The following is a 12235-nucleotide window of genomic DNA, read 5'->3' on the forward strand; positions in this document are numbered from 1 at the left end:
GTGTGAAACTACCTGTGGCTATAAGGACGATATAAAAACTTTAAAACTTTTTGATGCAGCAAAAATGCAACAACTTAAAATGAGGAAGACAAATTTATATTTAATTTTTTTAGTTATGATATCTGTTGCTTGCAGCTCTAACTCTAAAGAGGCAGATTCTTTTAAGGAAAGCAACGATAACTCCATAACATTAAGAAAGGGAATCATAGATTCAATAACAAAGGCAGATTCAAGTACTAGAGTTATCTCAAAATCCGATTCCGTAATTGGAATTGTATATGTGAAAAATAGTAATGGTACCCAGTTGAAAGAATCTGAAAATGCGGAACACCCTAATAGTTCTGCTATAGAATTTGGAACAAAATTATTTTGGATATATTCTGTCGATGAAAAGCTTAAGTCTGATTCAACTTTGATAAAAGTAAAACTGCATAATGGTTGTGGAGACTTATACGGATATGTTTTCAGATATGATGTTATCGATTCAGCAATTGTAGATTTTTCTATAATCCCAAAAGAATATTCCAGAGAATTGAATAGATACCCTTTGGGTAAAAATAATGAGGGTAATTTAAAATTTAAATTTTCTAAAATCGGCTCGGCAGAATTCAATAAATATAAATCTTCATATGACAGTCAAGTAATTGAAGATACTACAAAGAATGCACCTGGTAAGAAATTTTTTACTCTCCCTATAGGGAATCAACTTTATAAGTTTCACTATAACAATACATGTGAACAGTATGAATATTATAGGGGGGATATTAAACCTCTTAACGCATATGCTATAGAAGGATGTAGCATGGAATCATGTTCTACCTATCTGATAGATAAATCAACAGGGAAATTATTATACCTTGATGGGGGGCCTTATATTCAAGGTACCAGCCATCCTTATATCTCTAAAGATGAAACTAAACTTCTAATTTTTACATCGGGAGCACCTATTGACGACTTTGGTACTTATTTGATTTTATATAAAAAAGACCCTAAAACTGGCATTTTTAACTTTGCAGAGTATGATTCCTTCTACACGAAAGAATTGGAAATTGAAGAATTAGTTTGGGTAGATCATCAAACTATAGCCTTAAAAGGTACTGGTAATACAGGATACTTCAAAGGAGTGATAATAAAATGAATGTAATTATCCTTTGCGATGAAGAAGGAGAATGAACGATTATTTTAAAGATGAAATACAGGTGCTGAGAAGGCGAGGAGTGGAGTAGCATTTGGTAGCCTTTTTTTGAATCCAAAAGTTTTTCAGGATAAGCGAAGCAAAGGACAGTATTCAAAATGTCATTTGCGGTAGAAGTGAAGAAGGGATCTTTTTAAAGCTCCCTTCCTTACAAATCATCTTTTAGAACAGCTGTTATTCAGATATAAAGCTTTCTGTATTTCTAAGTGATTACCTTACTATCTTAAATCTGATTCGGTATTAGATAAAATCTGAAGCCAGCCTTTGTATTCATCGTGCCCACAGCCTGTCTTTAGGTAATAATAATACATACCATCAACAGTGTCATTACCTTTCCAGGTACCATCATAATTTTTAGCTTCATATACCCGGTTTCCCCAACGATTATATATTTCAATAAAGGATCCTGCCGGAAACATCAAATTATCGTAATTATTTGCTTCTACAATTCTCAATTCATCATTATTTCCATCTCCGTTAGGTGTAATTAAATTTGGAATAAAAAGCGTTTGTTTATGGACCGCATGAATCGTTAAAGTGTCCTGAAATGTTTTGCATCCCGGTTGATCTAAATCGTTCACATATACATAGTATACATTATCAATTCCGTCCGGAATAATATCTAAATAATTTTGTGCAGTAGTTAATGTATCCAGATTTGCTGCATTGATCCATTCATAACTATAATGATTAGAACCACCCTTAGCAAAAACCGTTACTCTCCTTGATACACCAACACACTGGGTATCCATTGGAGTTTCCAACGATGCTATATCAAATCCCGGAAGGCCAGCTGTAATCGTTATCGTATCTGATTTATCAGGACCACAACCTTTGGAAATGGTATATATAAAGGAATAGGTTGAACCAGCTTCTAAGCCCGATATACGAATGCTATCAGAATCGGGATTCGGAATAATTATTCCATCAGCATCGTACACTGACCACTGACCTTTACCTACTGCAGGACTTAAAGCAATTAAATCAAAGTATGACTTACATGTTATAATATCCTTTCCTAAATCGACTGGTGAATTATCAGGTAAATGACTGATTGCAAAATCTTTTGAAAGATTTGCTGCACACCCCGAATCTGATGTAAAATACACATGATAACTGCCAGCTTCACTTAATGTAATGGAAGCATCACTACCTAGTGCTATATTGCCCTTAAACCATTCGAATGTACCAGTAAATCCTGTAGATTCAGCATGTATGTTCACTGTTCCTCCCTGACAGAAAGACAATGGACCATCAGCAGAGATAGATGGTTGAGGTGGAATTGGGTTTACAGTTACAGCTATAGATAAAGAGGTATCTGATGGACAAAGTTCGGCAGAAACATATTTGACCGTATAATTTCCAGAAGTAGTTACCTTTAATGGATTATTAGTTGATCCAGTGGACCATGTAAAGGTACCGCCGGTAAACCCCGGACTGCTGGCCGTAAGATCTACAGAACCTCCATCACAGAAGGTTAATGGACCGCTGGCTACTATCTCTGGTTTTGGAGGAATCGGGTTAACTACAACTATAATACTGTCTGAGGCTCCAGAAGGACAAACATCATCAGTAACATAGTTGACAATATATTTTCCTGAAGTAGTTACATGTAAAGGATTATCAGTTGAACCTGTGGACCAGGTAAATGTACCACCTGTAAAACCTAAGCTGCTGGCTGTAAGATCAACAGAACCGCCATCACAGAAGATCAATGGACCGCCGGCTGCTATCCGTGGTTTTGGCGGAATAGGGTTAACAACAACTATAATACTGTCCGATGCTCCAGAAGGACAAACATCATTAGAAACATAACTTACCGAATATTTCCCTGAAGTAGTTACATGCAATGGATTATCCGCTGAACCCGTTGACCAGGTAAATGTGCCACCGGTAAAACCTAAGCTTTTGGCAGTAAGATCTACTGACCCGCCATCACAGAAGATCAATGGACCACTTGCTGCAATTTCTGGTTTTGGAGGATTAAGGTTAACTACAACTATAATGCTGTCGGAGGCTCCAGAAGGACAAACACTGTCAGAAACAAAACTAACCGTATACTTTCCTGAAGTAGTTACATGCAAAGGATTATCAGTTGAACCTGTTGACCAGGTAAAGGTACCACCCGTAAAACCTAAACTCCTGGCCGTAAGATCTACAGAACCACCGTCACAGAAGGTCAATGGACCGCTGGCTGTTATCTCAGGTTTTGGAGGAATCGGGTTAACAATAACTGTAATACTGTCTGATGCTCCAGAAGGACAAACATGATCAGAAACATAACTGACTATATACTTTCCTGAAGTCGTTACATGCAAAGGATTATCAGTTGAACCTGTGGACCAGGTAAATGTACCTCCGGTAAAGCCTGAACTGATGGCCATAAGATCTACCGAACCACCATCACAGAAGGTTAATGGTCCGCTGGCAATTATCTCAGGTTTAGGAGGATTTGGGTTAACTACCACAATAACGCTGTCTGATACTTCGGAAGGACAAACATCATCTGAAACATAGCTTACTACATATTTCCCTGAAGTTTTTACCTTCAGCGGATTATCAGTTGAGCCAGTTGACCATGTAAACGTACCTCCTGTAAAACCCAAACTGCTGGCCGTAAGATTTACTGAACCACCATCACAGAAAGTTAACGGACCACTGGCAGCTATCTCTGGTTTTGGAGGAACCGGGTTAACTATAACTGTAACACTGTCTGATGTTCCGGAAGGACAAACATCATTAGAAACATAATTTACTGCATACTTTCCTGAAGTAGTTACATGCAAAGGATTATCAGTTGAACCTGTGGACCAGGTAAAGGTACCTCCGGTAAAACCTGAACTGTTCGCCGTAAGATCTACCGAACCACCATTACAGAAGATCGTCGGTCCACTGGCTACTATCCCCGGTTTTGGAGGAATCGGATTCACAATAACTTGAATAGTATCTGATGTTCCTGAAGGACAGAAATTTACTGAAATATAACTTACTGCGTACTTTCCTGAAGTTGTTACATGCAACGGATTATCTGTTGAACCTGTGGACCATGTAAAAGTACCACCGGTAAAGCCTAAACTACTTGCAGTAAGATCTACCGAACCACCATCACAGAACGTCAATGGGCCGCTGGCTGCTATTTCTGGTTTTGGAGGGATCGGATTAACGACAACGGTGATACTGTCCGAAGTTACAGAACCACAAACATCGTCAGAAACATAACTTACTGAATATCTTCCGGAAGTAGTCACCTTGAGTGGATTATCAGTTGAACCTGTTGACCATGTAAAGGTACCTCCTGTAAAGCCTAAACTGCTAGCGGTAAGCTCAACAGAACCACCATCACAGAAAGTCAATGGGCCACTGGCGGCTATCTTTGGTTTGTTAGGGTTCGGATTAACTATAACTGTTACACTGTCTGACACTACAGAAGGACAAAGGTTGGATGTTTTATATATAACTGAATATTTCCCTGATTTAGTTACACGTAAGGGGTTCGCAGTTGAACCTGTGGACCACGTAAATGTACCACCGGTAAAACCTAAACTGCTGGCAGTAAGATCCACCGAACCACCATCACAGAATGTCAACGGTCCGCTGGCTACTATTTCTGGCTTTGGAGGATTCGGATTAACTATAACTATGACACTGTCTGATACTCCAGAAGGACAAACATTATCAGAAACAAAACTGACTGCGTACTTTCCCGAAGTCGTTACATGCAAGGGATTAGCAGTTGAACCTGTAGACCATGTAAAAGTACCTCCTGTAAAACCTAAACTGGTAGCTGTAAGATCCACAGACCCTCCATCGCAGAAGGTCAGTGGGCCACTGGCTGCTATCTTTGGCTTTGGAGGAACCGGGTTAACGACAACAGTGATACTGTCCGAAGTTACAGAACCACAAACATCGTTAGAAACATAACTTACCGAGTATTTTCCAGAAGTAGTGACCTTAAGTGGATTCTCTGTTGAACCTGTGGACCATGTAAATGTACCACCTGTAAATCCTAAGCTGCTAGCGATGAGATCAACTGAACCGCCATTACAGAAAGTCAGTGGGCCACTGGCCGTTATCTTAGGTTTGTTAGGATTCGGATTAACTATAACTGTGACACTATCTGACACCACAGAAGGACAAAGGTTGGATGTTTTATATGTAACTGAATATTTACCTGATTTTGTAACATGCAAAGGATTCGCAGTTGAACCTGTGGACCAAGTAAATGTACCACCTGTGAAACCTAAACTGCTGGCCGTAAGGTCTACCGAACCTCCATCACAGAAAGTCAACGGACCGCTAGCCGAAATCTTTGGCTTTGGGGGATTCGGATGCACTACAACAGTTACTTCTGCGGATGTAGGAGAAGGACAAGCATTGTTAGATACATAACTAACGGTATATTTTCCTGAAGTCGTTACATGCAAAGGATTAGAGGTTGAACCTGTGGACCAGGTAAAGGTACCGCTTGTAAAACCTAAACTGCTGGCGGTAAGATCTACCGACCCGCCGTCACAAAAGGTCAATGGACCGCTGGCCACTATCTCTGGTTTTGGAGGAACCGGGTGAACGATAACAGTGACACTGTCTGAAACTATAGAAGGACAAAGATTGGAACTTTTATAAGAAACTGCATATTTACCCGATGTCGTTACATGCAAAGGATTAGCAGTTGAACCCGTGGACCAAGTAAATGTACCACCGGTAAACCCTAAACTGCTGGCCGTAAGATCTACAGAACCGCCATCACAGAAGGTCAAAGGTCCGCTGGCCGTTATCTTCGGCTTTGGAGGATTTGGATGCACTACAACAGTCACTTCTGCGGATGCAGGAGCTGAACATGCATTGGCAGAAACATAATTGACCGTATATTTTCCTGAAGTTGTTACATGCAAAGGATTAGCGGTTGAACCTGTCGACCATGTAAAAGTACCGCCGGTAAAACCCAAGCTGCTTGCAGTAAGATCTACCGAACCGCCGTCGCAGAATGTCAAAGGACCACTCGCCACTATCTCAGGTTTTGGAGGAACCGGGTGAACAATAACCGTAACACTGTCTGAAACTACAGAAGGACAAAGATTGGAACTTTTATAAGAAACTGCATATTTACCCGATGTCGTTACATGCAATGGATTTGCAGTAGAACCAGTGGACCATGTAAAGGTACCACCGGTAAACCCTAAACTGCTGGCGGTAAGATCTACAGAATTGCCGTTGCAGAAAATTAATGGACCGTTGGCTGATATCTGTGGTTTTGGAGGATTTGGATTAACTACAACAGTTACTTCTGCAGATACTGGAGAGGAACAAACATCATCAGAAACATAGCTGACGGTATATTTACCTGAGGTAGTTACATGCAAAGGATTAGAGGTTGAGCCTGTGGACCAGGTAAACGTGCCGCCTGAAAATCCTGAACTGCTGGCCGTAAGATCTACAGAACCGCCATCACAGAAGGTCAATGGTCCGCTGGCAACTATTTGTGGTTTTGGAGGAATCGGATGAACGATAACCGTAATGCTGTCTGAAACTACAGAAGAGCAAAGTTCAGATGTTTTATAAGTAACTGCATATTTCCCCGATGTTGTTACATGCAATGGGTTATCAGTTGACCATGTTGACCATGTAAAGGTTCCACCAGTAAAACCCAAACTGCTGGCAGTAAGATCTACTGAATTGCCATCACAGAAAGTCAAAGGACCGCTAACTGATATCTGCGGCTTTGGAGGGTTAGGATAAACTATAACCGTGATACTATCTGAGACTACAGATGGACAAAGGTTGGATGTTTTGTAAGTAACGGCATATTTACCAGATGTTGTTACATGCAATGGATTATCAGTTGACCCTGTTGACCAGGTAAAGGTACCGCCGGTAAAACCTAAACTGCTGGCAGTAAGATCCACCGAGTTTCCGTTACAGAAAGTTAATGGACCACTGGCCACTATTCCTGGTTTTGGAGGATTAGGATGAACTACAACAGTTACCTCTGTGGATAAAGGTGATGAACAGACATCGTCAGAGACATAAGTGACAGTATATTTTCCAGATGCAGTTACATGTAAAGGATTAGCTGTTGAACCTGTGGACCATTTAAAGGTACCGCCAGTAAATCCTAAACTGCTGGCAGTAAGATCTACTGAACCTCCATCACAGAAAGTCAATGGACCACTTGCCACAATCTCCGGTTTGGGAGGATTTGGATGAACGGTGAATTTAAAACCAGTAGTATTTTGATTGAAACATTTAATTGGATTAATGGTGTTCGCCACGACCACAAAATACGTTGAGCTTTCTTTAACAGTTAAGGTAGCATTATTTGTTTTTGTCACAATGAGGTTAGCAGGTGCCACACTATCCTTATACCAACTATATGTATAGGTATCTCCAACTTTCAACCCAGTTGCATTTGCTGTTAATACCGCAGAGTCTCCTGCGCATATGTTAGACACGGGTCCTGTTATGGTAACAGTTGTTGGTGCCTCACAAAGAGGTACACATAATTGCCTTTCCGTTGCACAATTACAGTCCGGGGTTGCCTGTCCTAATTGTGAAGTCGCTGGACCACAATATTTAATTTTAGGTGTATTAGATAAGGGTGCATTGAATGAACCATAAGAAGTTATTTTAAATAGAGCACATTCACCGGCGCTAATACTATCTCCTCTGAATAAATTCGCTGTATTGTTTGTTTCTAGCGTGGAGGCTTGCATAATCGCCCCTTGATTCAGATAGATTGGACCCGCATTAGAATTCACGGCTATGGTTCCAGCGATTATAATACCTGCACTATATATTTTACCACTGTTAATAGTTAGTTTACCGCCAATTTTAATCGTCGATTCGCCGCAATAATTTGTCATCGCATTGCCAGCATTTTGAACCGTAAAATCACCCGCAGCAGATACATCACCAGTGTTGAATATAAAACCTTCGTTTTGAAGAAATACTTTTCCGCTGGAAGTAAAAGTCGCCTTTTTGCCAACGATGATCCTTCCGCCTTTATTCGAAGTAATGTCTGCTGTATTGATTTTTGAATCATCTTCAGCAGTTATGAATATTTTATTTCCCGGATTTAAATTTTGAGCAATGGTAAGTGTTGCACCTTTTGTCGTTTTAAAAGAAGACATACCGTTAATCGTAGCCGAAGATAAAAGAGCGCCTATATTGTGCGTAATAAATGAAAAGGTATCTGGTTCTGTTACTAAATTGACTATGCGGGTATTATCTCCAAAAGTTTCAATGGTATTATTCAATGCTCCTGTACTTATCTGAACATTTGTTAACTGAACATTTGGGGCACAAATCTTTAAAGTAACATTCCTATAGGTTGAACTAAATGTAAAGGAACTTCCCCCGGAGATGCAAATAGTCTGATTATTCGCTGTTGCCACGATTGATGCATTCGCTGCGTAAGAAGTAGTACAATTATCACATTGAGCATAACCCTTAAATTGCAGATAAATGCTCAATAGGAATACTAAGACGGTAATTTTTTTATACATATCGTAAATAAAAAAGCGGTATAATTCAATGTTACAACTACAAAAATAACTTATCTACTAAATACAGACTAGAATAATTATTGTAAATAATAGGATATAAACAGTTTTAAATTAAACTTAATCTTGAAACAGGACTTAAAGAATTTCAGATGTGAAAAAACACGCATAATATTATAATGTTTACATAAGCATAAAAAATATGAATTCTTCAGAAATGCATCGACAAATCTCTTCCTTACATAGTTCCCTGGCACTGCTATATAAATTATACACCAGCATGTTTACCAGTACAGCGTGGACAGCATTATTGTCCATAGAATTCATCTTTTTCATTATTTCAATACTTAGTAAATCAGTAGCAAAATTATCACCTTTCTATAGCTGACAGCGCTATCCATAATTTCAGCAAAGAGTTTTTTAAGTATCTTATTGACAAAAGGCCAGTTTTTAAAGGTGGGAGAGGAGTAAAGGAGTACGTCTTCAAAAGTACAGTTGCATTTTGAACGGGCAATGCTCCACCGGCACCGACGTTTACAATTAGGACTCCAGCAATTGCTTCAATAGAATTTCCGTTTGTATTAATCCTGTCACCTCCAGGAACTATAGAATTTTTCTGAGCAAGGACTGTATTGAAAGAGGCGATATTCTGTAAAAACAGTATGAAGAAGGTATAGATTAGTATACGTCCAAACATTAGGATTTCATGTTCTATTTAGAGATTTTAAAATAAAATAAGGAGTTAAAATTCTCTAAAGATTATATAAAGCTCTATTTATTCATTTATAAACCAAAGTCGGAAAAAGTAAACACCAATTGAGCTATTTTTTTTCTATATGTATTTTGAAGGGGGGAAGCTGGGAGTATTTACAGTTTTTATATGGTTTGTGAGCACCAAAACTAGAATAATTAAAAATTTCCAAAAGATACATGAACAGCTTTGGACAAACCAAGGACCTTACAGAGGAGTATGAGAGGAAAACTAATATTTGAACCCACGACTTATTTCCTATTCATCTATGCTCAGAAATTTACGAATTGCGTCTCAATTATCTATAAATCCGGTCTTTAGATTGTTCACTTGCATGTTGATCATTATCCTGTTGACAGATTGTAATAAGAAAAAAGACGAAGTACCTCCAATCGTACATTCAGATCTTCAATCTAATGGAAATTCTATTAACAAAACCACTGTAAATATTGACGAGATAAACACGATAAATCTTAATACAAATATCTCTCAACAGGAGGTAAATGGTAAAATCGGAGACAAGGAAGTACAGTTCTTTCAATCGGATGACAATACTTTGACCTTTATTACTCCTGCAGATCTTGCTCCGGGTGAATATCCCATTAGTTTTGTGATAGGCAATACTGCTTATGAGTCAAAAATAACGGTAGAAAATAAAGTTGCAGTAAGTGATGTTCAGGCGAGATTTGATCAATATGAAAAGTATCTGAGTGCTCAGATTAAGAGCCTCGATAGCAGTTTACAGGTCCAGGTAGATTCAAATGTAATTACTCTAGAAGAAAAAAATGCAGAGATAAACGATACCAAACAATTTGTATCAGATGTGTTGACTAAGATAAAATCAATGGAATCTTCAAAGCAACAAGCTTTAGCTAATTATCTGGAAATTAATGAATCTCAGTTTGAGAATAAAAATCTGTTTTCCAGTGCTCGTGTTACAGGTGAATATAATAGCCTATTATTATTTAAAGCTTCAGTATTGGCACTAGGAGGTTCTGTTTGGGCCACTTATATCATGTATAATGCAAAGCAATATGACAAAGCTCTGTTAAGTCTTGCAGGGGTATTTGTGTCCTACAAAGCTTCTATTTTTTTCGGTAAAAAATCCAGAGATGACTTATACAAGCCAGTTGCTGTTTTGATTGATATACTGACAACTGAAAGCCAGCAGCGCAAATCACAGATTACCGACCAGGTACTCACAGTGAATAATGATGCTCCTGCTACCATTGGGATAAATATCAGGAAAGCTTCTATAACTAATGCAGATGCTTCAAGTGGGAATTCTGTTATCCAGTCATTTTTTGGAGGCTTTAATAGATTAACGGGTTATATCAACAGAATCAATGAAACGATTGAAGGCGTGAATGCTGTTATCGGATTTCTTTATACTACCAAGACAGTATCTCATCTGATCATTCCTAATTCACCAAGAGTAGGGCTCAAGCCCCTTGAATCCTCTGGTTATATTTCACTTCAGGGAATAACTAATCCTTCAGTACAGGCAACTTTGACAGGGGTGAGTAACAATAAAGCCAAAGCTATATTTAAGTATACAGGGACATCTTCAGATAACATAGATGTTAATTGCAAATTGGTCTATAATGATGGAGACTTCTCTTATACAGAAGATCTTTTGGTTACGATCAAACAGCCTCCTTTGGAAATAGGCCAGGCATATGCGGGTGGTATTATCTTTTATCTGGATGATACGAAGCATCATGGATTGGTTGCTGCTCCCAATGATCAGGTAGTTGGCAAAAATTGGGAAGACCCGGGAAGCTGGGGTTGTCATAATACCGCTATCATCGGTGCAGACAATCAGACTGTAGGGTTTGGAAAATGGAACACAGCAGATATTGTAAAGGCTTGTTCAGCCCCTAATGGTGCTGCTTATATTTGTTATAACCTTGTACTGAACAGTTATGACGATTGGTTCCTGCCATCAAAAATGGAGCTGGATCTGATGTATGAAAATTTACATCTAAAAGGTTTAGGAAACTTCACTGCTGATCCTGATAATCTTGTAGGCGTTTATTGGAGTTCTACAGAATACCCAGGAGCTGAATCAACATCTGCGTGGGGAAGATTTTTTGTGAACGGAATTTCCAGAGACTACATAAAAGGTTCAGCCTTTTGTGTTCGAGCTGCAAGAGCTTTCTAGGTTTGAATTTGATTATGCTTAGAAGTAATTTTGGGGATTGAAATAATCTCCTGTACATGATTCAATGCTAGCCTAAAGAAATTTTAGTATAGTTTCTTTGGCTTGTTGTCATGGATACTTGCTGAATGATCAGGTTATTTTGAATTGCAAAGCAGTTTATATATTTTAGTACATGTGTGGTTTCAATACTTTATTGTTTCTACACTTATAAAACACGGAGGACTATTTTTAATTCCTAACAAATTAAAGAATGAAAAAGAACAAAATAATTTTCTGGATTACAACAACTATCATATTCCTATGGGAAGGACTGATGCCTCTTGGCACACTTTTGTTTAAGCCGGAATATGCTACCGTTGGAACAAGACCATTGGGATATCCTGACTATTTTGCTTATGCTTTAATCATTTTCAAAGCGCTAGGAGCAACAGCATTAATGCTTCCTAAACTACCAGGCAAATTGAGAGAGTGGGCTTATGCAGGTTTGACATTCAATTTAATATTTGCAGTAATCAGCCATGTTGCGGTGGACAAAATCATTAGCTACATTTTAATGCCAATAGTAGTTGGTATAATACTCGCAGTATCTTATTTCTATAACCAGAGAATTCAAAACAATAGCTAAA

General features: G+C 38.6%; 5 protein-coding genes. 3 read left to right on the plus strand and 2 right to left on the minus strand.

Annotated elements, in window-relative coordinates; genetic code table 11:
- A partial coding sequence (locus J7604_RS25115) for a hypothetical protein (protein ID WP_293902682.1) occupies nt 1-1138 on the plus strand: 1138 nt, incomplete at its 5' end.
- 275 nt (nt 1139-1413) lie between these two features.
- Here J7604_RS25115 and J7604_RS25120 read toward each other — a convergent pair.
- Nucleotides 1414-8697, minus strand: coding sequence for a gliding motility-associated C-terminal domain-containing protein (locus tag J7604_RS25120; RefSeq protein ID WP_293902685.1), 7284 nt, complete (start codon nt 8695-8697; stop codon nt 1414-1416).
- A gap of 367 nt (nt 8698-9064) precedes the next feature.
- Nucleotides 9065-9391: a hypothetical protein gene (locus tag J7604_RS25125; RefSeq protein ID WP_293902688.1), complete on the minus strand. Its 327-nt coding sequence runs from the start codon at nt 9389-9391 to the stop codon at nt 9065-9067.
- A gap of 388 nt (nt 9392-9779) precedes the next feature.
- On the opposite strand from J7604_RS25125, the gene J7604_RS25130 reads away from it, so the two are divergent.
- Both J7604_RS25130 and J7604_RS25135 read left to right on the plus strand, forming a co-directional pair.
- Nucleotides 9780-11609, plus strand: coding sequence for a hypothetical protein (locus J7604_RS25130; RefSeq protein WP_293902691.1), 1830 nt, complete (start codon nt 9780-9782; stop codon nt 11607-11609).
- A gap of 250 nt (nt 11610-11859) precedes the next feature.
- Nucleotides 11860-12234, plus strand: coding sequence for a DoxX family protein (locus tag J7604_RS25135; protein ID WP_293902693.1), 375 nt, complete (start codon nt 11860-11862; stop codon nt 12232-12234).
- Nucleotide 12235: the final 1 nt, after the last annotated feature.

The sequence above is a fragment of the Sporocytophaga sp. genome, from assembly GCF_017745095.1.
Lineage (GTDB): Bacteria > Bacteroidota > Bacteroidia > Cytophagales > Cytophagaceae > Sporocytophaga.